22 protein-coding genes and 1 tRNA gene are annotated in these 22,525 nt (G+C 72.0%); 16 read left to right on the top strand and 7 right to left on the bottom strand.

Going from position 1 to position 22,525, the window contains the following annotated elements; all coding sequences use genetic code 11:
• Nucleotides 1-32 precede the first annotated feature (32 nt).
• The gene (locus ACH4D3_RS04680) at nt 33-1,226 is read left to right on the top strand and encodes an MBL fold metallo-hydrolase (protein WP_398316269.1); all 1,194 of its coding nucleotides are present in this window, start codon (nt 33-35) and stop codon (nt 1,224-1,226) included.
• Between the two features lie 47 nt (nt 1,227-1,273).
• On the opposite strand, the gene ACH4D3_RS04685 is transcribed toward ACH4D3_RS04680, so the two are convergent.
• The 3 genes from ACH4D3_RS04685 to ACH4D3_RS04695 all read right to left on the bottom strand — a co-directional run bounded on the left by ACH4D3_RS04685 (nt 1,274) and on the right by ACH4D3_RS04695 (nt 2,115).
• The gene (locus ACH4D3_RS04685; RefSeq protein WP_398316271.1) at nt 1,274-1,525 is read right to left on the bottom strand and encodes a hypothetical protein; all 252 of its coding nucleotides are present in this window, start codon (nt 1,523-1,525) and stop codon (nt 1,274-1,276) included.
• Nucleotides 1,526-1,549: 24 nt separating this feature from the next.
• A complete protein-coding gene (locus tag ACH4D3_RS04690; protein WP_398316273.1) occupies nt 1,550-1,732 on the bottom strand; it encodes a hypothetical protein in 183 nt (60 codons plus the stop codon).
• A gap of 221 nt (nt 1,733-1,953) precedes the next feature.
• Nucleotides 1,954-2,115 (bottom strand): hypothetical protein, encoded by a 162-nt coding sequence (locus tag ACH4D3_RS04695; RefSeq protein ID WP_361859514.1) that lies wholly within the window; start codon nt 2,113-2,115, stop codon nt 1,954-1,956.
• Nucleotides 2,116-2,324: 209 nt separating this feature from the next.
• On the opposite strand from ACH4D3_RS04695, the gene ACH4D3_RS04700 reads away from it, so the two are divergent.
• The gene (locus tag ACH4D3_RS04700; RefSeq protein ID WP_398316275.1) at nt 2,325-5,441 is read left to right on the top strand and encodes a BTAD domain-containing putative transcriptional regulator; all 3,117 of its coding nucleotides are present in this window, start codon (nt 2,325-2,327) and stop codon (nt 5,439-5,441) included.
• A 247-nt stretch (nt 5,442-5,688) separates the two neighbouring features.
• On the opposite strand, the gene ACH4D3_RS04705 is transcribed toward ACH4D3_RS04700, so the two are convergent.
• Together ACH4D3_RS04705 and ACH4D3_RS04710 are read right to left on the bottom strand one after the other, a co-directional pair.
• The gene (locus ACH4D3_RS04705) at nt 5,689-6,336 is read right to left on the bottom strand and encodes a TetR/AcrR family transcriptional regulator (protein ID WP_398316277.1); all 648 of its coding nucleotides are present in this window, start codon (nt 6,334-6,336) and stop codon (nt 5,689-5,691) included.
• A gap of 88 nt (nt 6,337-6,424) precedes the next feature.
• Nucleotides 6,425-7,300, bottom strand: coding sequence for an alpha/beta hydrolase (locus ACH4D3_RS04710; protein ID WP_398316279.1), 876 nt, complete (start codon nt 7,298-7,300; stop codon nt 6,425-6,427).
• Nucleotides 7,301-7,670: 370 nt separating this feature from the next.
• On the opposite strand from ACH4D3_RS04710, the gene ACH4D3_RS04715 reads away from it, so the two are divergent.
• The 14 genes from ACH4D3_RS04715 to ACH4D3_RS04780 all read left to right on the top strand — a co-directional run bounded on the left by ACH4D3_RS04715 (nt 7,671) and on the right by ACH4D3_RS04780 (nt 19,658).
• Nucleotides 7,671-9,575 carry a sensor histidine kinase gene (locus tag ACH4D3_RS04715; protein WP_398316281.1) on the top strand — a complete coding sequence of 635 codons (1,905 nt, stop codon included), beginning with the start codon at nt 7,671-7,673 and terminating at the stop codon, nt 9,573-9,575.
• Between the two features lie 80 nt (nt 9,576-9,655).
• Nucleotides 9,656-10,090, top strand: a complete 435-nt coding sequence (locus tag ACH4D3_RS04720; protein WP_398316283.1) for a roadblock/LC7 domain-containing protein — start codon at nt 9,656-9,658, stop codon at nt 10,088-10,090.
• 2 nt (nt 10,091-10,092) lie between these two features.
• Nucleotides 10,093-10,467, top strand: coding sequence for a DUF742 domain-containing protein (locus ACH4D3_RS04725; protein WP_398316285.1), 375 nt, complete (start codon nt 10,093-10,095; stop codon nt 10,465-10,467).
• Nucleotides 10,445-11,074 (top strand): GTP-binding protein, encoded by a 630-nt coding sequence (locus ACH4D3_RS04730; protein ID WP_398316287.1) that lies wholly within the window; start codon nt 10,445-10,447, stop codon nt 11,072-11,074. Before ACH4D3_RS04725 ends, ACH4D3_RS04730 begins: the two co-directional genes overlap by 23 nt.
• Nucleotides 11,071-11,646, top strand: a complete 576-nt coding sequence (locus tag ACH4D3_RS04735; protein ID WP_398316289.1) for a GAF domain-containing protein — start codon at nt 11,071-11,073, stop codon at nt 11,644-11,646. Before ACH4D3_RS04730 ends, ACH4D3_RS04735 begins: the two co-directional genes overlap by 4 nt.
• Before the next feature lie 200 nt (nt 11,647-11,846).
• Nucleotides 11,847-12,875: an L-threonine 3-dehydrogenase gene (tdh, locus tag ACH4D3_RS04740; protein WP_398316291.1), complete on the top strand. Its 1,029-nt coding sequence runs from the start codon at nt 11,847-11,849 to the stop codon at nt 12,873-12,875.
• A gap of 40 nt (nt 12,876-12,915) precedes the next feature.
• Nucleotides 12,916-14,124, top strand: a complete 1,209-nt coding sequence (locus ACH4D3_RS04745) for a glycine C-acetyltransferase (RefSeq protein WP_398316293.1) — start codon at nt 12,916-12,918, stop codon at nt 14,122-14,124.
• A gap of 31 nt (nt 14,125-14,155) precedes the next feature.
• On the top strand, nt 14,156-15,058 hold the full coding sequence (locus ACH4D3_RS04750; protein WP_398316295.1) for a LysR family transcriptional regulator: 903 nt from the start codon (nt 14,156-14,158) through the stop codon (nt 15,056-15,058).
• A 46-nt stretch (nt 15,059-15,104) separates the two neighbouring features.
• Nucleotides 15,105-15,695: a helix-turn-helix domain-containing protein gene (locus tag ACH4D3_RS04755; RefSeq protein ID WP_398316297.1), complete on the top strand. Its 591-nt coding sequence runs from the start codon at nt 15,105-15,107 to the stop codon at nt 15,693-15,695.
• Nucleotides 15,692-16,285 (top strand): GNAT family N-acetyltransferase, encoded by a 594-nt coding sequence (locus ACH4D3_RS04760; protein ID WP_398316299.1) that lies wholly within the window; start codon nt 15,692-15,694, stop codon nt 16,283-16,285. Before ACH4D3_RS04755 ends, ACH4D3_RS04760 begins: the two co-directional genes overlap by 4 nt.
• 30 nt (nt 16,286-16,315) lie before the next feature.
• Nucleotides 16,316-16,675, top strand: a complete 360-nt coding sequence (locus ACH4D3_RS04765; RefSeq protein ID WP_007389074.1) for an MmcQ/YjbR family DNA-binding protein — start codon at nt 16,316-16,318, stop codon at nt 16,673-16,675.
• Nucleotides 16,676-16,824: 149 nt separating this feature from the next.
• Nucleotides 16,825-18,138, top strand: coding sequence for an MFS transporter (locus tag ACH4D3_RS04770; RefSeq protein ID WP_398316301.1), 1,314 nt, complete (start codon nt 16,825-16,827; stop codon nt 18,136-18,138).
• Between the two features lie 120 nt (nt 18,139-18,258).
• Nucleotides 18,259-18,332: transfer RNA gene (locus ACH4D3_RS04775), tRNA-Pro, on the top strand.
• 225 nt (nt 18,333-18,557) lie between these two features.
• Nucleotides 18,558-19,658, top strand: a complete 1,101-nt coding sequence (locus ACH4D3_RS04780) for an NADH:flavin oxidoreductase/NADH oxidase (RefSeq protein ID WP_398316303.1) — start codon at nt 18,558-18,560, stop codon at nt 19,656-19,658.
• Here the strand turns inward: ACH4D3_RS04780 and ACH4D3_RS04785 are convergent.
• Entirely contained in the window at nt 19,627-21,975 is a 2,349-nt protein-coding gene (locus ACH4D3_RS04785) for an FUSC family protein (protein ID WP_398316305.1), read from the bottom strand. The genes ACH4D3_RS04780 and ACH4D3_RS04785 overlap by 32 nt on opposite strands.
• Before the next feature lie 129 nt (nt 21,976-22,104).
• Complete coding sequence (locus ACH4D3_RS04790) at nt 22,105-22,524, bottom strand: SRPBCC family protein (protein WP_398316307.1); 420 nt, start codon at nt 22,522-22,524, stop codon at nt 22,105-22,107.
• Nucleotide 22,525: the final 1 nt, after the last annotated feature.

Raw genomic sequence — 22,525 nt, forward strand, 5'->3', positions numbered from 1 at the left:
TGAGAGCCTGAACCACTCCACCTGGAGGTACCGTGGCCGCTTTCCGATCCCCGAGTCCCGGGTTCAGCGTGCCCCGGCCCGCGGCCTTCGGCGCCGACCCGAGCGGTGAGCGCATGGCGCGCATCCGCAGATCGCCGCACTTCCGCGACGGCGTCTTCCAGAACCCCGGGGGCACGGCACGGACCCGGCCTTCCGGATCGGCCGCCGAATTCGCCAAGATCTACTTCAACAAGGAGGCGCGGCTGCGCCGGTCCCCGCAGGGGCCGGTCCCGGTGCACGCCACCACCCTGGCCGACCTCAACCGGCCACCCGCCACCGGGCTCCGGCTGACCTGGATGGGCCACTCCAGCGTGCTTGCCGAGATCGACGGGCAGCGCGTGCTCTTCGACCCGGTGTGGGGCGAGCGCTGCTCCCCGTTCCCCTTCGCCGGCCCCAAGCGCCTGCATCCGGTCCCGCTGCCACTGGCCGCCCTGGGCCCGGTCGACGTGGTCGTCATCTCCCACGACCACTACGACCACCTGGACATGCCCACCATCAAGGCACTGGCCGGCACGGACACCGTGTTCGCCGTGCCGCTCGGCGTCGGCGGCCACCTCGAACACTGGGGTGTCTCCCCCGACCGGCTGCGCGAGCTGGACTGGCACGAGTCGACGCGCGTCGGCGGCCTCACACTCACCGCCACCCCGGCCCGGCACTTCTGCGGGCGCGGCCTGCGCAACACCCAGCACACCCTCTGGGCGTCCTGGGTCGTCGCCGGTGCCGAGCACCGCGTGTACCACAGCGGGGACACCGGATACTTCGACGGATTCCGCGACATCGGCGCCGCGCACGGCCCGTTCGACGCCACGATGATCCAGCTCGGGGCGTACGCCGAGTTCTGGCCGGACATCCACATGACCCCCGAGGAGGGCGTCCGGGCCCACCTCGACCTCCAGGGCGGCAGCCCGCACGGTGCCCTGCTGCCGATCCACTGGGGCACCTTCAACCTGGCGCCGCACGCGTGGGCGGAGCCTGGGGAGTGGACGAAGGACGCGGCAGAGGAGGTCGGCCAGGCGGTGGCGTTCCCACGGCCGGGGGAGCCGTTCGAGCCGGCGGGGGAGCTGCCGGTCGAGGCGTGGTGGCGGGCGGTGTCGCAGCCGATCGCGCACCCGTGGCGCAGTCCCCGGATCGCTGAAGGCGTGGCCGGGACGAGCAAGGGCGATCTCGATCTCGCGGGGGAGCGGTGAGGGTCCGGGTAACAGCGCCCGACAGAGTGGGCGCTTGGTGCGTGCGGTCATAGGTTTCCCGTCTCGCCGTCGGCGACGAACCGTGCAAGGGAGTGCTCCAGCAGTTCCAGGAACTGCCGTAGGTCAGCGGCCACCCTGTCGAGTTCCGGTTCGTCCAGCGACGCCGTCCGCGTCCGGTGGACCGCCCCGTCAGGGGCCGCGATGTAGGCCTGGCCACCGCCGTTCGAGCCGATGACCAGGCCATGGACCTTTCGGTCTGTGCCGGCATCGACGATGCCGTCCTCCTGGAACCGCCGCATGACGTCAAGGGCCGACTCAAGGAATCAGCCGTTGCCGACGTCTTCCCAGGTGACATCGCCGATGCTGGTGTAGAAGGTGACCAGATCAGCCGACGCGGGGGCGACTTGAGCAAGTCTGCGAGCCGCGACTTGATCATCGCGGTCAGCCGGCCGGACCTCGTTGGTCCCGGGAGGGAAGCCGTGCCGGTCCTCGAACTCGTCTGTCATGGCCGTGAGGTTCGTGGAGACTCTCTCCGCCCACGAGGCGAGCCAGGCGCGCGCAAGCGGTCGGTCACTCATGAGGCCGGATCATGGCATGAGCGAGGCACCGGCTCGAATTCACCGAGCTCAAGTGCGTCGACTGCACTGCGCGCGACCCTTGGTTCAGGGCCACGACACGCACCGTGCCGCGGCCCCAACCCTGTTGATGTCAGGCGCGCCCGCCTGCGCTAGGCGATCACGTTGAGGGCGCGGTACAGCGCGTAGAGGATTGCCGGAAGTGCTCCGATCAGGCCTGAAACCGCCACGATGACCGTGGGAAGTTGGTGGGTGGTGCGCAGCGACCTGACCAGGTGGGCCACGAGTGCGAAGTAGGCCAGCGAAATGATCACGCCGGCCAGTAATCCGGCTGTTGAGTTCGTGAGATGCATGAGAGTGCGCGCTCCTAACGTCCGAATGCCCAGTCCGTTACGGCATCGGCACGCTGCGGGAGAGCTGCGTCAGCGGGTCCTTGGCTGGAGGACCCTCGGCACCCTGCGACGGCGTGACGACGCTCCGAAGGTAGCTCAAAGCCACCTGTGCGCACTAGAGTTGAGGGAAAATGGTACGCCAAGGGCCCCGGGAAGCCATCCCGGGGTACCCTTCGCGACGCGTGATCCTCCGGACTGGGCAGTCTGGTGGCGGACGTCAGGACAACCATGCTGGCCTTTGGAGATATACGAATGATGTACGTCCTGCATACGGGCCGGGCGTCGTCGGAGGAACCGTGGTCCGAGACGAGGTGACAGCTGCAGGTGAGGCGAGTCTGAGGTTCGCGGTGCTCGGCCCGGTTCGCGCCTGGCGCGGATCCGACGCCCTTCCCTCCGGCAGCCCCCAGCAGCGCGCCCTGCTCGCCGCCCTCCTCCTGCGGGACGGCCGCACCGCCACCGCGCCGGAACTGATCGATGCCGTCTGGGGTGATGATCCGCCGTCGCAAGCCCTGGCCGTCATGCGCACGTATATGTCCCGGCTCAGGAAAACCCTCTCGAGTGCGCACCTCGTGAGCGAGTCCGGCGGCTACGCCCTCCGCCTTCCCCCAGGTTCGGTGGACCTCGGTCTCGCCCAGAGTCTCGCCGACCAAGCCGAATCGGCCCGCACGTCCGGTGACCGCGAGTCTGCCCGCACTCTGCTGGACCGCTCGCTGAGCCTGTGGGACGGCGAGCCTCTCGCCGGGGTGCCCGGTCCGCGTGCCGAAACCGAGCGTACGCGGCTTCTCGAATGGCGCCTTCAGCTGCTGGAGATCCGCCTCGAGCTCGACCTGGAGCTCGGCCACCACGCGGAGATCGTCTCCGAGCTCACCGCTCTGACCGCCGCCTACCCGCTGCGGGAACGGCTGCGTGAACTGCTCATGGTCGCCTTGTACCGAAGCGGTCGGCAGGCCGAGGCTCTCGCCGTCTACGCGGACACCCGCCGACTCCTCGCCGACGAGCTCGGTGTCGACCCGCGTCCCGAACTGTCCGACCTTCAGCAGCGCATCCTGCACGCCGATGTGGAACTCTCCCACCCCGAGCCACCGAGTGCGCCTGTCGTGCCTGTTCGAGTAAGGCCCGCACAACTACCGGCGGCTGTACCCGACTTCACAGGGCTCACCGGCTTCGTCGAGGAACTCAGGGACACCTTGTCCACGGGTGCCGAGGGTCAGGCCATGGCGATCTCCGCGCTCTCCGGAATCGGTGGCATCGGCAAGACCACTCTCGCCGTCCACGTCGCGCACGCCGCACGCCGGCACTTTCCCGACGGCCAGCTCTACGCCGACCTGCAAGGCACAGGACTTCGTCCAGCCGAACCGGAGGCTGTCCTGGGCGACTTCCTGCACACACTGGGGGTCCGTTCCGCGGATCTCCCCGACAGCTTGCAGGCGCGGTCTGCTCTGTACCGTTCACTCCTCGACGACCGTCGCGTCCTGGTCCTGCTCGACAATGCTCGCGACGCCGCGCAGGTCCGCCCGCTACTGCCGGGCACCGCCGGCTGCGCGGCTCTGGTCACCAGCCGAGCGAGGATGGCGGGGCTGGCCGGCGCGCACCTGGTCGACCTGGACGTGATGAGCCCGGAGGAGGCGCTGCTGCTCTTCACCCGGATCGTCGGAGAGGAGCGTGTACGTGCCGACCGGCGGGCCGCCCTCGACGTTGTCGAGGCATGCGGCTTCCTGCCGCTCGCCATCCGTATCGCCGCATCCCGTCTCGCCGCCCGCCGCACCTGGACCGTCTCCGTCCTCGCGGCCAAGCTCGTCGACGAGCGTCGCCGCCTCGACGAACTCCAGGCCGGCGACCTGGCGGTCAAGTCCACCTTCGAACTCGGCTACGGCCAACTGGAGCCGACCCAGGCCCGCGCCTTCCGTCTCCTCGGCCTCGCCGACGGCCCCGACATTTCTCTTGCCGCCGCGGCCGCCGTCCTCGACCTGCCCGAACGGGACACCGAGGACCTCCTCGAAACCCTGGCGGACTGCTCCCTTCTCGAGTCGGTCACACCCGGCCGCTACCGCTTCCACGACCTCGTCCGTCTCTACGCGCGCGCGTGCGCCGAGCGTGACGAGCAGGCGAGCGAGCGGGAGGCGGCGCTGGAGCGCCTGCTGGGCTTCTACCTGGCCACCGCTTCCGGTGTCTACGCTCTGGAACGCCCCGGCGATCGGTTCCCTGCGCACCTGTCCGACCCTGGCCACACCGGACTGACCTTCGCTGAGCCACAGGCCGCCCAGGACTGGCTCTATCGTGAGGCCGGCCCGCTGCTGGCGTGCGTTCAGCAAGTCACTGGACGACCTGGGATGCTGCGCCGAGCCGTGGACCTGCTGTGGGCGGCCAAGGACCTCGTTGAATCCGGAGCCCGTGCCAAGCAGTACGAGGCAGCTGCGGTGGCCCTGCGCGACGCTGCCTGCGCCGCCGGTGACCGGGGTGCTGAGGGCCGCGCCCGCACCACGCTCACCAACGTCCACATCGTCGCGGGCCGCTTCACCGAGGCCGACGACGAAGCGCGCCAGGCCATGGAGTTGGCGCACCGGGCCAACGATCCTCTGCTCAGCTGCTGGGCCCCCAACGACCGTGGAATCATCGCTGTTCACCAGGGACGTTACGACGACGGCGAGCGCTACCTGTCCGATGCCATTGACGGCTTCCGGGCCGACGCCAACTTGGTTGGCGAGGCCAGCGCCCTGTGCAATCTCTCTCGCGTCCATGTCGCCATGGGCCGACTGGACAGCGCCATCGAACTCGCCCGGCAGGGCATCGCCATCTACGAGCGGATGGGTCTGCCCCTGCGTCTCGCCAACGGCCGCTATACGCTCGGCATCGCCCTCACCCGGGCTGGTCGGATCGACGAGGCAACGCACCAACTCGGCGAGGCATTGCCGCTCTTCCGTGATGGTCACCAGGTCCTGTGGGAGGGCATGACCCACCTCCGGCTGGCTGAGGCTCACCTGGCAGCGAACCGACCCTCTCAGGCCGCCGCGCAGGCTGAGCAGGCCCTTGTCCTGCGTGACATCGGTGGCGCCTGGCGCCTGGCCAACGTTCTCGTCGTTCTCGGGAAGGCTCTTCATGCGGTGGGCGCCGCTGATCGTGCGCGCGCCTGCTGGCAGGAGGCGTTGGATGTCTTCGAGGCGACGAATGCCTCCGAGTCCGACCATGTGCGCGATCTCCTGGCAACCGGGGCCGGCTCGGTCGTCCGAGCCGATACCGGGGTCGGTTGAGCCCGTCGTCCGCTGGTGCTCCGGCCGTTGGTGACGTTGGCGAACCCGTCCCGCGTTCTGCCAGCGCCTGGACCAAGCGGGGACCGCGCTGCCGAACATGGAGGAACGATCGCGGCCCCGGTGCGCCGGCTGGCGCAGAACACCGCGTCTCGGCGCAGACCGCCGTCACCTCGCGCGCCATCCCGGGCACGGCCTCGTCGAACAGTGCGGCGAGCAGGAGACCGGTGCCCGGGGTCGGTTTGGGGTTTCAGAGGCTGTCGGGCAGCGTGGAGACGTCGGTGGCCACGGCGCGCAGCCGGTCCAGGATGGCCCTGCCCGCCTTGTCGTAGCTGGTGAACTCGTTGTGCAGTACCGACTCGGCGTTCGCCATCTCCAGGAGGGCGACGAGTTCGAACGCGAGCTGGGAGACGTCCGTCCCCTCCGCGACCTCACCGGCCTGCCGGGCCTCGAGGGCCGTCTGCTCCACGTACGCGAGCCAGTTGGTCCGGGCGCCCGCCAGCGCGTCGTGGACCTTGCCCTGGCGGGAGTCGTACTCGGCGGTGACCGAGTAGAAGAAGCAGCCGCCGGGGAAGACGCGGTCGCGCGAGTAGGCGAGCCAGCCGGTGCACAGGCGCCACAGGCGGCCGATGCCGGGCGGCAGGTCGCGGGCCGGCTGGACCACGACGTCCACGTACACGTCGATCGCCGCGCGTACGGTGGCGAGCTGGAGGTCCTCCTTGGAGCCGAACAGGGCGAAGACACCGCTCTTGCTCAGCTTGAGTTCGCTCGCCAGGCGCCCCAGGGACAGTCCCTCCAGGCCCTCGACCGAAGCGGTCCGCACGGCGCGCTCCAGGATCAGCCGACGGGTCTCGTTGCCCCGCGCGATCCGGCCGTCGACGCGTTCGGTCGTGCCCATGTCTTACCTGCTCTCCCGGACTTGACTCCCGACCCCTCGGCGCCGATGGGACTGCCCGAGTGTAGCGAACGGACGGACGTCCGTGCGGTCAGTGTCGTGGCAGGTGGGAGGGGTCGGGCCCGTGCTCGACGAAGTCCACCGCGGCCCGTACGACCTCGGGGTCGCCGAGAATGCGACGGTGTCCGAGTCCGCTGGTGACGACCAGGCGGGCCCGCTCGCCGAAGGCGCCGGACAGCCGCCGCCCCTGCTCGACCCCGATGCGGGTGTCGTCCGCATCGTGGATCACCAGCAGCGGCGCGGCCACCTCCTCGGCGGTGTGGGCCGCGGAGAAGGGTGACCGGTCCGCCGGGAGGCCGGGGAAGAGGTCCCTCGCGATCCGCCGGTGCAGCTCGGCCTTGAGCCGGGGGCGAAGCCCCAGTGCGGTGGCGAACTCCTCGACCAGGTAGTCGAAGTCGCAGACTCCGCTGACGGTGACGATCCGCTCCGCCTTCACCCCGTGCCGCAGCGCGAAGAACGCCGCCAGGGTGCCCAGGGAGTGGGCCACCAGACCGTCGAACGCGCCGTACCGCTCGTGGAGGGTGGTCAGGACGGTGCGGTAGTCGAGGATCGTCGCGCTGCGGCCGGAGGCGGCGCCGTGCCCGGGCGCGTCGAACGCGACGACGCGGAATCCCCGGTCCAGGAACGCCGTGACCAGGTCGGACAGGCGCGAGCCCCGCGACTGCCATCCGTGCACCAGCAGGACGGTCCGCGTGCCCTCGCCCCACTCGTAGGTGACGGCGTGCTTGCCCTCCAGCTCCACCCGGCCGACACGCGCCCGCTCGATCAGTTCCCGTTCGGCAGGCCGGGCCGCGCTGCGGGCGAGGGGCATGTGGAACAGGGTGAACGTGGCCGCGCCCGCGGTACGGCCCGCGACGCGGGAGAGGGCGTTCAGGGCAACACCCGGCACTGTCTCGCTGAGCTTCATGTCCGCGGCTCCTTCGTCGATGCAAGGGGAGCGCGATATTAGCACGAACGACCGTGCATAAAGTTGGGATCCTGGCGGGGTGAACGGTCCGGTGTCAGGCGCATCGTGCGCCGGGGTGCGCCTCCGGCTCTCCGCCGGACGTCACTGACGGTGACCGTTTCTGATCGGGTCCGACCGGTTCTCGGTCATGCCGGAACGGTTACGTTTCCGGCTTATCGGTCTGTCGTACGAGGCCTCATACCAGAGCGGGACGTTGTCCGAGGGACTTTGGCAACTGCCCACCGCACATGAGGGGCAGCCGACTACTGTCAGTGTCCGTCGGGCGACGTAGGGCCGACGGACCAGTACACGGACCAGTACGAGGACACCGATGTCTCACCTCCGCGCCCCGGCCGCGCGAGCAGACCGCCGCGAGGGCGGACGGCACGGCCGGCCGGCCCCACGTACCACCGCCGCGCTGCCCGAGACCCACATACGGCCCCAACTCCTGAGGCTCGCCGTCCTGCCACCGGTCGCGGTCGCCCTCAGCGCCTGCGCGGTCGTCCTCTTCACCGTCCGGTCCACCGGCACCCGGCCCGGCCCCGTCCTGTGGGCGGTGCTCGCCGGGGCGGTGTCGGTGACCGTCGCGGCCGTCGTCATCGCGGCCGTCGCCGCCGACCGCGCCGCGCGATCCGTGCACGACCGCGTCGGGGCACTGCGCCGCAGCACCGCGCGCCAGGAGGGCGACCTGCGCGCCGTCGTGGAGGCGTTGCGCCGGGGCGAGTCCCCGACCCCGCGCACACCGCGCGGCGGACCGCCGGACGACGCCGACGACTTCGAACTGCTCGCCGCCGACCTCTCCCGCGCGCACGACGGCGCCGTCACCGCCGTCGTCCGGGCCGCCCAGCTCTCCAGCCAGGCGGGCAGCGAACAGAAGCTGGAGGTCTTCGTCAACCTCGCGCGGCGTCTGCAGTCCCTGGTGCACCGGGAGATCTCCATCCTGGACGAGCTGGAGAACGAGATCGAGGACCCCGACCTCCTCAAGGGCCTCTTCCACGTCGACCACCTCGCCACCCGCATCCGGCGCCACGCCGAGAACCTCGCCGTGCTCGGCGGTGCCGTCTCCCGCCGCCAGTGGAGCAACCCGGTCGACATGACCGAGGTGCTGCGCTCGGCCATCGCCGAGGTCGAGCAGTACTCCCGGGTCCGGCTGGTCCCGCCGATCGACGGCACCCTGCGCGGCCACGCGGTCGCCGACGTCATTCACCTGCTGGCCGAACTCGTCGAGAACGCCACCCTGTTCTCCGCCCCGCAGACCCAGGTGCTGATGCGCGCCAACCTCGTCACCTCGGGCCTCGCCGTCGAGGTCGAGGACCGCGGGCTGGGCATGTCCGTCGGTGAGCAGGACCGGATGAACGCCCTGCTCGCCGACCCCGACCAGGTCAACGTCGCCCGCCTGCTCGCGGACGGGCGCATCGGACTGTTCGTCGTCTCCCAGCTCGCCAAGCGGCACGGGATCACCGTGCGGCTGCAGACCAACATCTACGGCGGTGTCCAGGCCGTCCTGGTCGTGCCGCAGGCGCTGCTGGGCACCGAGCCGGGTGCGCTCCCCGGGGGTGCCGCCCACCCGGCCACGGTCAGCGGTGCCGGACCGGTGACCGTGGCGTCGCCCCGGCAGCAGTTGCGGGCCGTGCCGCCCGCGGTGCCACCGGCTCCGGACGCGTCCGCCACGGCGCACGTACCGTCCCTGGACGCACCGGCCTTCGGCGCACCGGCCCCGGCCTTCGACACACCTGCTCCGGCCGCACCGGCCACGCCGGGGCCGGTGATCCCGGCGCCCGCCCCGTCCGCACCCGCGCCCACGTCCGCTCCCGTTCCCGCTTCCGAGGCGCCCGGCCCGGTCGAGGTCCGCAGGGACGCCGGCGAACCCGTGCCGCTGCCCGTGCGCGGCACGCACCGGAACCGCGCCACCCCGGCCGCCGCCGTGCCCGGAGTACGGCCCGAGGACCGGGGCGTCCTCGCCGAACACGCGGCCACCCCGCCCGTCCCGCGGCACAGCGCGGTGCGCGGCACCATGGGGAAGCCCCAACTGCCGCGCCGCCGTGCCCAGGAGCACATCGTGCCCCAGTTGCGCGGTGGCCCCGCGCCCCGCCAGGAACCCGAGCAGTACGCCGGGCACGACCCGGGCCTGATGGCGGCCTTCCAGCGCGGCGTCGGCCTCGCGGAGGCCCAGCAGCACGGCGAACCCGCCCCCCTGACACCGGCCCAAGGCGATCCGGGCGGGACGGCCGAATGACCACCCCCGCCCCCACGACGACCCCCACCCCCCTGACCCGCGCTCCCGCAGACCTTCGTACCCCAAGGAGTCGATCCACCATGGCGAGCGATGCGCCGACCGGCCAAGTGTCCGACCTCGACTGGCTGATGAGCGGCCTCGTCCAGCGCGTGCCGCACACCAGCAGTGCGGTGCTCCTGTCCGCCGACGGACTGGTGAAGTCCGTCCACGGGCTCGACGCCGACAGCGCCGACCACATGGCCGCCCTGGCCTCCGGCCTGTACTCCCTCGGCCGCAGTGCCGGCGTCCGCTTCGGCGACGGCGGGGACGTGCGGCAGGTCGTCGTCGAACTCGACTCGACCCTGCTCTTCGTCACCACCGCCGGCTCCGGCACCTGCCTCGCCGTGCTGGCCGGCCGCGAGGCCGACGCGGCCGTCCTCGGCTACGAGATGGCGATGCTGGTCAAGAGCGTCCGCCCCTACCTGGTCACCGCGCCCCGGCAGCACACCGCCGAACCCCCGGCGATGAGGCCTTGACGGTGGCCGCGGCCGGCGACGGACCCTGGCTCGACGACGCCGCCGGACGGCTGGTGCGCCCTTTCACCGTCAGCAACGGCCGTACCCGGCCCACCGTCGCGCTCGACCTGATGTCCCAGGTCATGGCCACCGGGGCGACCCCCCTCGGCTACCTCGGACCCGAGCACACGCAGGTACTCGACCTGTGCCGGGCGCCCCTCCCGGTCGCCGAGCTCGCCGCGCATCTGCGGCTTCCGGTGGCGGTCACCAAGGTGCTGCTCTCGGACCTCGTCGACTGCGGCGCGCTGACCACCAAACCCCCCGCCGCGTTCCACCACCACCCCACGGACCGGGCCCTTCTGGAGGCAGTGCTCGATGGACTACGACGACAGCTCTGACCACACGCACGGCGAAGGCGCCGACCCGTTCCCGACCGCCCTGAAGATCCTCGTGGCGGGCGGATTCGGCGTCGGCAAGACGACCTTCGTCGGCGCGGTCAGCGAGATCGCGCCGCTGAGCACGGAGGAACTGCTCACCACGGTCAGCGCCGCGACCGACAACCTCGACGGAATCGAGAACAAACTCGAAACGACCGTGGCCATGGACTTCGGCCGCCTCACCCTCGACCCCGAACACGTCCTGTACCTGTTCGGGACACCCGGCCAGGAACGCTTCTGGTTCATGTGGGACGAACTGTGCGAGGGCGCGCTCGGGGCGGTGATCATCGCGGACACCCGCCGCCTGGAGGAGTCCTTCGCCGCCGTCGACTTCTTCGAGGAACGCGGACTCGGCTTCGTCGTCGCGATCAACGAGTTCGACGGCTCCTACCGCTACGACCCCGAGGAGGTGCGCGCGGCCATGGACCTGCACCCCGAGATCCCGATCGTGCGCTGCGACGCCCGGATCTCCAGCTCCGGCGTACAGACGCTGCTCACCCTCGTACGCCACCTCATCGCCCACACCCCGGCCCCGGCGCCGGGGTTCGGCGCCGGAGTCCGCCCATGAGCTACGACCCGCCGCGCCCGGCCGGACGTCTGCTGCTCACCCCCGAGGACCGGGAGGCCCCCACCCGGGTACGGCGGCTGCGCCGGCTCGGCCTGGCGGAACGCGCCGACCCGGCCCTCGACGCCTTCGCCGCCCACCTGGCCGGCCTCGCCGAGGCGCCGTACGCGATGGTCAACTTCCTGGTGGAGGGCGGGCAGTTCTTCGCCGGCCTGCGGGTGCCGGAGGTCCCGCCGGTGAGGCGGGGCGACGGGACCAGCCCCGAGTTCGGCCGGGTCCAGCCCCGGGACCACGGCTTCTGCCCCCACGTGGTGGTCCGGCGCAAGGCGCTGGTCCTGGAGGACGTGCGCGACTACCCGCGCTTCGCGGGCAACCCCGTCGTCGACGCGTTCGGCATCCGCTCCTACCTGGGCGCCCCCCTCATCGACAGCACCGGGACGGTGCTGGGCACCGTGTCCGCCGCGGACGTACAGCCCCGGACCTGGGGGACCGCGGGCCTGGCCACGATCAAGTCGACGGCGGCCGACCTCGTACGGCGCATCGAGCGCAGCGCGGAGGACGGGCTCCCGCTGTGAGCGGCGGCAGGCTCCTCGCGGGTGCCCGCGGACCCTCGCGGGGCGCGTGAAGGAAAGCTGCGGCCGGGCTTAAGAAAGGCTCGATGGACCGGGGACGGTGTCGTACGGCAGATTGCTGTGCGATTCCCCTCCCCTCCCCGGACGCGGGCCGCTTCGGCATGCCCACCGCCGGGACCTCACCCCCGTCAGGAGCCGTAGCGTTGAAGGCGCTGGTCAAGGAGAAGGCGGAGCCCGGCCTGTGGCTCGCGGACGTCCCCGAGCCCGTCACCGGACCCGGTGACGTACTCATCAAGGTGCTGCGCACCGGCATCTGCGGCACCGACCTGCACATCCGGGCCTGGGACGGCTGGGCGCAGCAGGCCATCCGCACCCCGCTCGTCGTCGGTCACGAGTTCGTCGGCGAGGTCGTCGACACCGGGCGCGACGTCACCGACATCAAGGCCGGCGACCGGGTCAGCGGCGAGGGCCACCTGGTCTGCGGCAAGTGCCGCAACTGCCTGGCCGGCCGGCGCCACCTGTGCCGCGCCACCGTCGGCCTCGGCGTCGGCCGGGACGGGGCGTTCGCCGAGTACGTGGCCCTGCCCGCGTCCAACGTCTGGGTGCACCGCGTCCCCGTCGACCTCGACGTCGCCGCGATCTTCGACCCGTTCGGCAACGCCGTGCACACCGCGCTGTCCTTCCCGCTGGTCGGCGAGGACGTCCTCATCACCGGCGCCGGACCGATCGGCCTGATGGCCGCCGCCGTGGCCCGGCACGCGGGCGCCCGCAACGTCGTCATCACGGACGTGAGCGAGGAGCGGCTGGAGCTGGCCCGCAAGGTCGGCGTCAGCCTCGCCCTGAACGTCTCGGACGCCACCATCGCCGACGGACAGCGCGACCTCGGCCTGCGCGAGGGCTTCGACATCGGCCTGGAGATGTCCGGCCGCCCCGAGGCCATGCGCGACATGATCGCCAACATGACGCACGGCGGCCGGATCGCCATGCTCGGCCTGCCCGCCGAGGAGTTCCCGGTCGACTGGGCCCGGATCGTCACCTCGATGATCACCGTCAAGGGCATCTACGGCCGCGAGATGTTCGAGACCTGGTACGCCATGTCCGTGCTGCTCGAAGGCGGCCTCGACCTCGCCCCGGTGATCACCGGCCGGTACTCCCACCGCGACTTCGAGGCCGCGTTCGCCGACGCGGCGAGCGGCCGCGGCGGCAAGGTCATCCTCGACTGGACCGCGTAAGACACCGCGTCAGACGTACGTACTCCTAGGAGCTTCCAAGATGTTCGACTCCGTGCGCGACGACCTGCGCGCCACCCTCGACGAGATCCGTGCCGCCGGCCTGCACAAGCCCGAGCGCGTCATCGGCACCCCGCAGTCCGCGACCGTCAACGTCACCGCGGGCGGCCGCCCCGGCGAGGTCCTCAACTTCTGCGCCAACAACTACCTCGGTCTCGCCGACCACCCCGAGGTCGTCGCCGCCGCCCACGAGGCGCTGGACCGCTGGGGCTACGGCATGGCGTCCGTGCGCTTCATCTGCGGCACCCAGGAGGTGCACAAGGAACTGGAGGCCCGGCTCTCCGCGTTCCTCGGCCAGGAGGACACGATCCTCTACTCCTCCTGCTTCGACGCCAACGGCGGCGTCTTCGAGACCCTCCTCGGCCCCGAGGACGCGGTGATCTCCGACGCCCTCAACCACGCCTCGATCATCGACGGCATCCGGCTGTCCAAGGCCAAGCGGCTGCGCTACGCCAACCGCGACATGGCCGACCTGGAGGCGCAGCTCAAGGCCGCCGGCGAGGCCCGCCGCAAGCTGATCGTCACCGACGGCGTCTTCTCCATGGACGGCTACGTCGCCCCGCTCGACGAGATCTGCGACCTCGCCGACCGCTACGACGCCATGGTCATGGTCGACGACTCGCACGCCGTCGGCTTCGTCGGCCCCGGCGGCCGCGGCACCCCAGAGCTGCACGGCGTCATGGACCGCGTCGACATCATCACCGGCACCCTCGGCAAGGCGCTGGGCGGCGCCTCCGGCGGCTACGTCGCCGCCCGCGCCGAGATCGTCGCCCTGCTGCGCCAGCGCTCCAGGCCGTACCTCTTCTCCAACACCCTCGCCCCGGTGATCGCCGCCGCCTCCCTCAAGGTGCTCGACCTGCTGGAGTCGGCCGACGACCTGCGCGTACGGCTCGCCGAGAACACCGCCCTGTTCCGCCGCCGGATGACCGAGGAGGGCTTCGACATCCTCCCCGGCGACCACCCCATCGCGCCCGTCATGATCGGCGACGCGACGCGGGCGGGCCGCATGGCGGAGCTGCTCCTGGAGCGCGGCGTGTACGTGATCGGCTTCTCCTACCCGGTCGTCCCGCAGGACAAGGCCCGCATCCGCGTCCAGCTGTCCGCCGCCCACTCCACGGACGACGTCAACCGCGCGGTGGACGCCTTCGTCGCGGCCAGGGAGCGGCTCGCGGCCCAGGCCCCGTCGTCCTAGAAACCCCCGGTGACCTGAGAGAATCGATCCCATGATCGAGGCGCGGCGGCTGCACATCCTGCGAGCGGTGGCGGACCACCGCACCGTGACGGCGGCGGCCGCCGCGCTGTACCTCACCCCGTCCGCGGTCTCCCAGCAGCTCGCCGCGCTGGAGCAGGAGACCGGGCACCGCCTGGTCGAGCGCGGCGCCAAGGGCGTACGGCTGACCCCGGCCGGGGAGATCCTGCTCAGCCACACCAACGCCGTCCTCGCCCAGTTGGAGCGGGCGGAGGCCGAGCTGGCCGCCTACGGCTCGGGCGAGGCCGGAACGGTCACGGTCGCCTCCTTCGCGACCGGCATCGCCCTCGTCGTCGCGCCCGCCCTGGCCCGCCTCGCCGAATCGGCTCCCGGCATCCGGGTCCGCGTCCAGGACGCCGAGGGCGACGCCAGCCTGCCGATGGTCCTCGACCGGCAGGTCGACGTCGCGGTCGCCGTCGAGTACCGCGGGGCGCCGCCCGCCGACGACCCGCGCCTGACCCACGTCTCGCTGTACGCCGAGCCCTTCGACGCGGTCGTCCCGGTCGCCCACCGTCTCGCCGACGCCGACGAGGTGCCGCTCGCGGAGCTGGCCAAGGACACCTGGATCGGCCCCTACCCGGGCAACCCGTGCCACGACGTGGTCGTGCTGGCCTGCGAGAGCGCCGGGTTCCAGCCCCGCCTCGAACACTCCTCGGACGACTTCCGCGCCGTGGTGTCCCTCGCCGCGGCCGACGCCGGGGTGGCGCTCGTCCCGCGCTCGGCGCTGCTCGGCACCGATCTGACCGGCGTGGTCGTCCGACCGGTCGACGGGGTGGCGCCCACCCGCCGCGTCTTCGCGGCCGTACGGCGGGGAGCGGAGCAGCACCCGCTGATCCGCCCGGTCCTCGACGCACTCGGCGACGCGGCCCGGGCGTGAGCCTTCCGTAACACGGACGTCTCACCAACGGGATAGCGTCCCGGATATGAGAGAAGACGACGTCGTCGCGGATCCGGTGGACGCCCGGCTCGCCGACCGGCTGGCCTTCCGGCTCGCCGAACTGCGGGCCGAACGCGGCTGGTCGCTGGAGGAGCTGGCGGAGCGCAGCGGGGTGAGCCGGTCCACGCTGTCCCGGGCCGAGCGGGCCGAGACCAGCCCCACCGCCGCCGTACTGAACCGCCTGTGCGCGGTGTACGGACGGACCATGTCCCGGCTGCTCAGCGAGGTCGAGACAGAACCCGCGCTGCTGGTGCGGGCCGCCGAGCAACCCGTGTGGGAGGACCGCCCGGCCGGGTTCGTACGCCGCTCGGTGTCCCCGCCGCACGCGGGACTGCGCGGCGAACTCGTCGAGGGACGGCTCGCGGCGGGCGCCGACATCGCCTACGACCGGCCGCCGGTGCCCGGCCTGGAGCAGCACGTCTGGCTCCTGGAAGGGGCCCTGGAGATCACGGCGCAGGACGTGGAGCACCACCTCGCCGCCGGTGACTGCCTGCGGATGCGCGTGTGGGGGCCCACGCGGTTCAGGTGCCCCGGGCCCGGCGGTGCCCGCTACGCGCTGGCGGTGGTGCTGCCGTGAACGTGGACCGGGTCGACGAGCACGAGGTGACGGCGCTGCTGGACGGCTTGGCCGCGCTGCTCACCGACACCGTCGCGGGCGGTGCCTCCGTCGGCTTCCTCGCCCCGCTCACCCATGCGCAGGCCGCCAACTGGTGGCGGGGGCGGGCCGCCGGGGTCGCCGCCGGTCGCCTCGCCGTCTGGGTGGCACGGGACGGGCACCGGGTGACCGGGACCGTGAGCCTCGCCCTGCCGGACAAGCCCAACAGCCGCCACCGCGCGGAGCTGGTCAAGCTCATGGTCTCCCGCGCGGTCCGCGGCCGGGGAGTGGGCCGCCGACTGCTCGCCACCGCCGAGGAGGCGGCCGCGGCGGCCGGAATCACCCTCCTCCACCTGGACACCGAGACCGGCAGCCCGGCCGAGCACCTGTACCGGTCCGCCGGGTGGACCCGGGCCGGCACCATCCCGGACTACGCGGCGGACCCGCGCGGGGAACTGCGGCCGACGACGCTCTACTTCAAGCGGGTCGCGGGGCAGGTCGCCGAGGACGCCGCGGGGCAGGTCGCGGGGCAGGTCGGAGAGCACACGGGACCGTCCGCCGTCGCCGGGTGATTGTCAGTGGCGGCGGATACCGTGCCTGTCATGCCGGACGCAGAAGACGTACGCCGTATCGCCCTGTCCCTGCCGGACACGACGGAGAAGATCGCCTGGAGCATGCCCACCTTCCGGGTCGCGGGCAAGATGTTCGCGACGCTGCCGGAGGAGGAGACCTCCCTCGCGGTGCGCTGCCCGAAGGAGGAGCGCGACGAACTGGTGCTGGCCGAGCCGGAGAAGTTCTGGATCGCCGGACACGAGGCCCAGTTCGCCTGGGTGCGGGCCCGGCTGGCCGCCCTGGAGGGCGAGGACGAGCTGCGCGACATCCTCGCCGACTCCTGGCGCCAGGCGGCCCCGACACGGCTGCTGGAGGCCCATCCCCGGCTGGGGCTGCCCGCCGGGGGCTGAAAAGCCCTCGGGCGTTGTCAGTGCCCCGTGGCATGATCCGAAGACGTGCGTGACAGCCGGGACCGGAGGGGGGTCCCGGCTGTCGGACGGACGGTGCCACGGGAGGGCAGGGCGGGCGCAGGGGGGCGCCGGGGAGGGGAGAGTACGGGATGGCCGGTACGTCATTGCGGCCGACGGCGGCGCGAGCCGTCTGGTCGCGGGACTTCGCGCTGTTCTTCGCCGCCCGGGCCGTGGCCCGCCTCGGCGACACCATGCTGCCCGTCGCGCTCGCCGCCGGCCTGCTCCAGCACGGGTACGGGGCGGGTGCGGTGGGCCTCGCCATGGCCGCGACGGCCGCCGCCTTCGCCGGTCTGGTCGTCTTCGGCGGAGTCCTCGCCGACCGCTTCAGCACCCGCAAGCTCATGATCGGCGCCGACCTGGTACGGCTCGGCACCCAGGCTCTGGCCGCCGTGCTCTTCTTCTCCGGGCACGTCGTGCTCTGGCAGATCTGCGCCATCGGCTTCGCCAACGGCGTCGCCGGTGCCGTCTTCCAGCCCGGTGTCGCCAGCACCGTGCCCCGGCTCGCCTCCGACGTCCAGGGCGCCAACGGCGCGATACGCGTCGCCGAGTCCGCCGCCCAGCTCGCCGGTCCCGCCGTCGCCGGCCTCCTGGTCGGCTTCGCCTCACCGGGCGGGGTCTTCGCCGCCCACGCCACCACCTACGCGATCAGCGCCCTGTGCCTCCTGCTGCTCCGGCTGCCCCCGCCCACGCCGGGAAGCCGCGCGGTGTCCGGCCGGGGGAGCAAGGCCTTCCGCGCCGACCTCGTCCAGGGGTGGCGGGAATTCCTCGCGCGCCGGTGGCTGTGGAGCGTCATAGCCGTCTGGTGCGTCTACATGATCGCCGTCTGGGGCCCGACCGTGCCGCTGGTCGCCACCGAGGTGGTGGGGGAGCACGGCCCGCGCGCCTACGGGCTGGTCAACTCCGCCCTGGGCGCGGGAACCGTGGTGGGCGGCCTCCTCGCCCTGCGGCTGCGGCCGGTGCACATGCTCCGGGCCGGCGCGATCGCCCTCGTCGGCTTCGCCGCCTTCCCCGCGAGCGTCGGCGCGGGGCTCGGTGTCCCCGCGATGGCGGCCGGGGCCGCCGTCGCCGGGGCCGGCATGTCCTTCTGGGGCGTGATGTGGGCGACCAGCGTGCAGACCCAGGTCCCGCCGGACGTGCTCAACCGCATCCACGCCTACGACGTGGCGGGCTCCCTCGCGATGATGCCGGTCGGCCAGGCGCTCGCGGGTCCGGCCGCCGCCGCCCTCGGCGCCGACCGCGTACTGCTCGTCGCGGGTGTCACCAGCTTCGCCGTGTGCGCGGCCCTGCTCCTGATACCGGCGGTGCGCGGACTGGTGCGGGTGGACGCGGCCGCGGCGGCCGCGGCGGGATCGGACGGCACCGCGGTCGCCGCCGCCGAGCCGTCCCGCACACAGAAGTGCTGACGCCACCGGAGCGGGCCCCGGTGGAGCGGGCCCCGGAAAAGCGGTGCGCGACCACCGGCCCGAGTGCGGTATGGTTTTCCTGCACGTTCGGCCGGGGGAAACCCCAGGTCAGGCGGGCAACGGGACGTGGCGCAGCTTGGTAGCGCACTTGACTGGGGGTCAAGGGGTCGCAGGTTCAAATCCTGTCGTCCCGACTGGAGACAGTCGCAGATCGAGGCCCGGTTCGGAGACATCCGAACCGGGCCTCGATCATTTCCAGGTTGCTGCCGTCCGGTTCGCGGACAATGCATGGTGTGCGTCAGTATTCCGCTTGAGCATATAGTGAGCGTGTGCAAGTATTGTGACCGTGCGGCGTTCCCCGACATGGGTGAGCGCGGCATCTCCACGGCCCGTCACGGTCACATGCAAGGAGTCCTCCGTTGACCTCGCTCTTCACCCCCCTCGACTTCAGGTCGCTGACCATTCCCAATCGGATCTGGATGGCGGCGATGTGCCAGTACAGCGCGTCGCCCGACCGAGACGCGGCGGGCGTTCCCACCGACTGGCACCTCACCCACTTGGGAGCCCGTGCCGCCGGCGGCACGGGGCTGATCATCACGGAGGCCACGGCGGTCGCTCCTGAGGGACGGATCAGTCCCTACGATCTCGGCATCTGGAACGATGCGCAGGTCGCCGCCTTCCGTCGCATCACCACGTTCCTCAAGTCCCAGGGCACCGTCCCCGGCATCCAGCTGGCCCACGCCGGACGCAAGGCCTCGACCGAGCGCACCTGGGTCGACCGCGGACGCCCGATCACCCCCGACGAGCCCTACGGCTGGACTCCGGCAGGTCCCAGCGCGGTCCCGTTCGACGCGTCCTCGACCGTTCCCGAGGAACTGACCGGCTCCGGCATCCGCGAGATCGTCCAGCAGTTCGCCGACGCCGCCGAGCGCGCCCTGGCCGCCGGATTCGAGGTCATCGAGATCCACGGCGCCCACGGCTATCTGATCCACCAGTTCCTCTCACCCCAGAGCAACCGGCGAACCGACGGTTACGGCGGCTCCTTCGAGGGGCGTGCGCGCTTCGCCCTCGAGGTCGTCGAGGCGGTCCGCGCGGTATGGCCGGAGAACCTGCCGCTGTTCTTCCGCGTCTCCGCCACCGACTGGCTCACCGAGAATCCCGAAGACGGCCGTGAGGGCTGGACCGCCGACGAGTCCGTCCGGCTGGCCAAGGAACTCCAGGCCCGGGGCGTCGACCTCATGGACGTCTCCACCGGCGGCATCGTCCCTGACGCGAAGATCGAGGCCGGACCCGACTACCAGGTGCCCTTCGCCGAGCGAATCCGACGGGAGACGGGCATGCCCGTGGCGGCCGTCGGGCTGATCACCGACCCCGGACAGGCCCAGGCCGTCGTCACCTCCGGTCGCGCCGACGCCGTCCTGCTCGGACGCGAACTCCTGCGCAACCCGTTCTGGGCGCGCGACGCCGCCAGGGAACTCGACGGCTCGGTCACCACTCCGGTCCAGTACCACCGCGCCTGACCAGCGGCGGCCGCTTCCGGCCCGTGCCGTATCCGCCCGACACCCGGCGTGCGGCGGCGGTCAGGGCGCTCTGCCGGTCCCGGGCGGTGGCGAGATGATCACCGGTCCAGATGACACGTACGGCAGTCGTCCGGGCCCGCTCGTTGTACAGGTCCCGGCGTACGGCCTTCACCAGGCGGTTGTCGGCCTGAACGTCGTACGGGAGTGGCTCGGGCACCGGGCGGGCACCCTCCAGGCTGTCCGCAAGACCGGAGTACCAGGCGGACAGCTGATCCGCGCTCGTCAGGAGTTCGTGCTGGGCGGCCGTCCTGTCCTCGCCGTCGTGGGGGTCGCCTTGGCGCAGCCACATGCTCAACACGGCATCGCCCGCGAGACGCAGCGCGACGACGCCGGTGACCAGAGCCGACATCTCCGCCGGCGGAACGGGCTTGGGGCCACGTTCGGCAAGGTAGCTGCGAAACGCGTCGTCGAGCCGGCGTGCGGCCGCGGCGGCTTCGCGTTGCCGGTCCGCGGGAGACGCCACCGGGAACCGGCCGGTTGCACAGCGACTGACGCCGTACTCCACCGCGGAGGTGAGGAAGCCGGCGCTGTGGCGATAGGCCGCCGCGAGCGCCGTGCCGAGGGCTGCCGCGGCACCGCGGGGCCACAGGAGCAGGCCGACGGCGACACCGATCCCGCATCCGAGCGCGACGTCCTCGACGCGAGTGAGCCCAACCTGCCAGCCGGTGGGCCGGCCGATGTTGTAGAGGATCACCAGGGTCACCGCGAAGGCTGCCTGGCCCGCGGCGAAGGAGACGGCGCCGGGCGCGAAGCCGGCCGCGAAGACGGCGACGGGCAGCAGAATCCACAGCAGGAACCCGTGCTGCCCGAGCAACTGAATCAGTCCGACCCCCACGAGGGCCCCCAGTGCGGTTCCGGTCAGGCCGCGCAAGGCGCTCTGTCCCGTGTTCAGCGCGTTGGACTGGAGCACCGACAACGTTGCCAGCACCACCCAGAACGACTGGTCGACCCCGGTGAAGTCGGCGGCGGCCACGGCCAGCGCCAGGCCGGCCGCTCCCCGCAGACTGTTGTGCATCCACACCGAGTTCCGCTCGACGTGGGCGAGCGCCCTCTCGCGCGCGGACCGCAGCGGATCGGTCAGCCGGCCCACCTCCGTTCCCAACAGGCGCTGGGTCCAGGTGCGCCGCTCGGCGGCGGCGTAGAGACCGACGTCGGAGGCGATCCGCAGCACGACGAAGCCGAGTTGTTGTGCGCGGAAGGAGGGGTCGAGAGAGCTCAGGCGTTCGTCGGTGTCCTCCGCCCCGTGCGTTCGCGCGGTGCGCCGATACACGGGCAACTGGGCGGCGGCGGCCTCTTCCAGCACCTCAAGGTGTCCGCGGAGTCGCTCGACGGCCCGTGCGAGTCCGTCCGGGCCGGCGTGGGGATTCTCGAGCAGACCGGCGGCCAAGTCCATGATCGTCGCGGTCTCGTTCTCCACGGCGACGGGAGCGGCGCAGATGCCGGGGCCGCCCTCGGCGGGTTGCCTGCCGCCCCTCGCGATCAGGTCCATCCAGGTCAGCTCGTCAACGAGGCGGACCAGGGCCCGGGCGCCGGTGGACAGCCCGGTGGGACGGTGGGGAGTGGACTCGAACACGTCACGCAGCCGGTGGATCGACTCCGCGGCCCGGGCTGCCGTCGGGGCGGTCGCGGGAGTGCCCGGTCCGTCGCGCAGGTGGGCGGCCTCGGCCCGCAGGTGGGCGGCCAGCGCACGACAGGTGTCGATGGTGGGCTGACGGAGGGGCTCCACCGGCGCTCGTGGCCACAGGAACGCACTCGCCAGCATGGTGGCCCCGGCCGCCAGCGCGGCGCCGGCGAGACGCTCCGGAAGCTCGCCCAGGGGCGCGGGAAGCGTGACGGGGAGGATGAAGGCCAGCAGCAGTACGGTCCGCGCCCCGGCAAGCGCAGAACTGACGACACCCGAGAAGAGTACGAGAAACCCGACGAGGAACATGGACAGGGTCGCGAGCCAGGCACGGGTGGACACGAGGGTTCCGAAGCAGATGAGTACCACCCATGCCAGGGCCAGCGCCGCCCGGCTTCTGATGCGCAGCGGCATCGGGTCGGTGAACTTGACGAGCAGCAGCATGGAGAAGATTCCGAAGGCGGCAAAGGTCGTGACGGTGGGTGAGCCGATCACGTTGCTGCATACGGCCACCACGGCGGGCAGCACCACGGCGGCCCGCGCCGCGCGCCGGGTCGCGGCCAGGCCGGGGTCCCGTGTTCGCAACCGGCCCAGGAGGCCCGGCCCGGTTTGTCTCCAGTGCCGTGCCTCGCGCATGGCTTCTCCCGTGATCGCCTTGTGCCGCATTGTTCCTGCTGCTGGTGGTCGGCGCCAGGGTCACGAGGGGACGGTGGCCCGCACCGGAGGCGGCGTGCGGGCCACTCATGGGGACGCGGTCAGGCGTGGTCAGGCCGCGAGGGTCTTGGTGAGGGCGTCGAGGCCGTCGGCGTAGATGCCGGTGAAGAGGTCGACCACCTCCTTCTCGCCGGCCCGGTCGGGGTTGAAGCGCCCGGACCACTGGACCTCGGCGATGTCGTCGCGCCCGGGGACCGCGTGGACGCGCAGGGTGGAGACGTAGCCGTCGACGGGGAACGGGGCCTGGAGGATGGCGTAGCTGTAGTGGCGCTCGGCGTCGTTGAAGTCGACGAGGCGCTCGATGATGACGTCACCGTCGGGGTTGGTCAGGCGGCGGACCCGGCCGCCCTCGGCGGCGACACTCTCGGGGATGTACGGGAGCCAGTCGGGGAGGGCGTCGAAGCCGCCGATGAGGTCCCAGACCTTGTCCGGGGAGGCGGGCACGATGCGGGAGACGGACGTGGAAGCCATG

It is taken from the genome of Streptomyces sp. NPDC018026 (genome assembly GCF_044327745.1).
Classification (GTDB): Bacteria; Actinomycetota; Actinomycetes; order Streptomycetales; family Streptomycetaceae; genus Streptomyces; species Streptomyces rubrogriseus.

What these genes read in the sequence shown, in the direction of transcription:
- ACH4D3_RS04715 (WP_398316281.1), top strand. Translation starts at nt 7,671, where the DNA reads ATGTCTCACCTCCGCGCCCCGGCCGCGCGAGCAGACCGCCGCGAGGGC.
- ACH4D3_RS04700 (WP_398316275.1), top strand. Translation starts at nt 2,325, where the DNA reads ATGGTACGCCAAGGGCCCCGGGAAGCCATCCCGGGGTACCCTTCGCGA.
- ACH4D3_RS04770 (WP_398316301.1), top strand. Translation starts at nt 16,825, where the DNA reads ATGGCCGGTACGTCATTGCGGCCGACGGCGGCGCGAGCCGTCTGGTCG.
- ACH4D3_RS04705 (WP_398316277.1), bottom strand. Translation starts at nt 6,336, where the DNA reads ATGGGCACGACCGAACGCGTCGACGGCCGGATCGCGCGGGGCAACGAG.
- ACH4D3_RS04720 (WP_398316283.1), top strand. Translation starts at nt 9,656, where the DNA reads ATGGCGAGCGATGCGCCGACCGGCCAAGTGTCCGACCTCGACTGGCTG.
- ACH4D3_RS04690 (WP_398316273.1), bottom strand. Translation starts at nt 1,732, where the DNA reads ATGACAGACGAGTTCGAGGACCGGCACGGCTTCCCTCCCGGGACCAAC.
- ACH4D3_RS04745 (WP_398316293.1), top strand. Translation starts at nt 12,916, where the DNA reads ATGTTCGACTCCGTGCGCGACGACCTGCGCGCCACCCTCGACGAGATC.
- ACH4D3_RS04790 (WP_398316307.1), bottom strand. Translation starts at nt 22,524, where the DNA reads ATGGCTTCCACGTCCGTCTCCCGCATCGTGCCCGCCTCCCCGGACAAG.
- ACH4D3_RS04765 (WP_007389074.1), top strand. Translation starts at nt 16,316, where the DNA reads ATGCCGGACGCAGAAGACGTACGCCGTATCGCCCTGTCCCTGCCGGAC.
- ACH4D3_RS04785 (WP_398316305.1), bottom strand. Translation starts at nt 21,975, where the DNA reads ATGCGCGAGGCACGGCACTGGAGACAAACCGGGCCGGGCCTCCTGGGC.
- ACH4D3_RS04755 (WP_398316297.1), top strand. Translation starts at nt 15,105, where the DNA reads ATGAGAGAAGACGACGTCGTCGCGGATCCGGTGGACGCCCGGCTCGCC.
- ACH4D3_RS04750 (WP_398316295.1), top strand. Translation starts at nt 14,156, where the DNA reads ATGATCGAGGCGCGGCGGCTGCACATCCTGCGAGCGGTGGCGGACCAC.
- ACH4D3_RS04735 (WP_398316289.1), top strand. Translation starts at nt 11,071, where the DNA reads ATGAGCTACGACCCGCCGCGCCCGGCCGGACGTCTGCTGCTCACCCCC.
- ACH4D3_RS04730 (WP_398316287.1), top strand. Translation starts at nt 10,445, where the DNA reads ATGGACTACGACGACAGCTCTGACCACACGCACGGCGAAGGCGCCGAC.
- ACH4D3_RS04710 (WP_398316279.1), bottom strand. Translation starts at nt 7,300, where the DNA reads ATGAAGCTCAGCGAGACAGTGCCGGGTGTTGCCCTGAACGCCCTCTCC.
- ACH4D3_RS04685 (WP_398316271.1), bottom strand. Translation starts at nt 1,525, where the DNA reads ATGCGGCGGTTCCAGGAGGACGGCATCGTCGATGCCGGCACAGACCGA.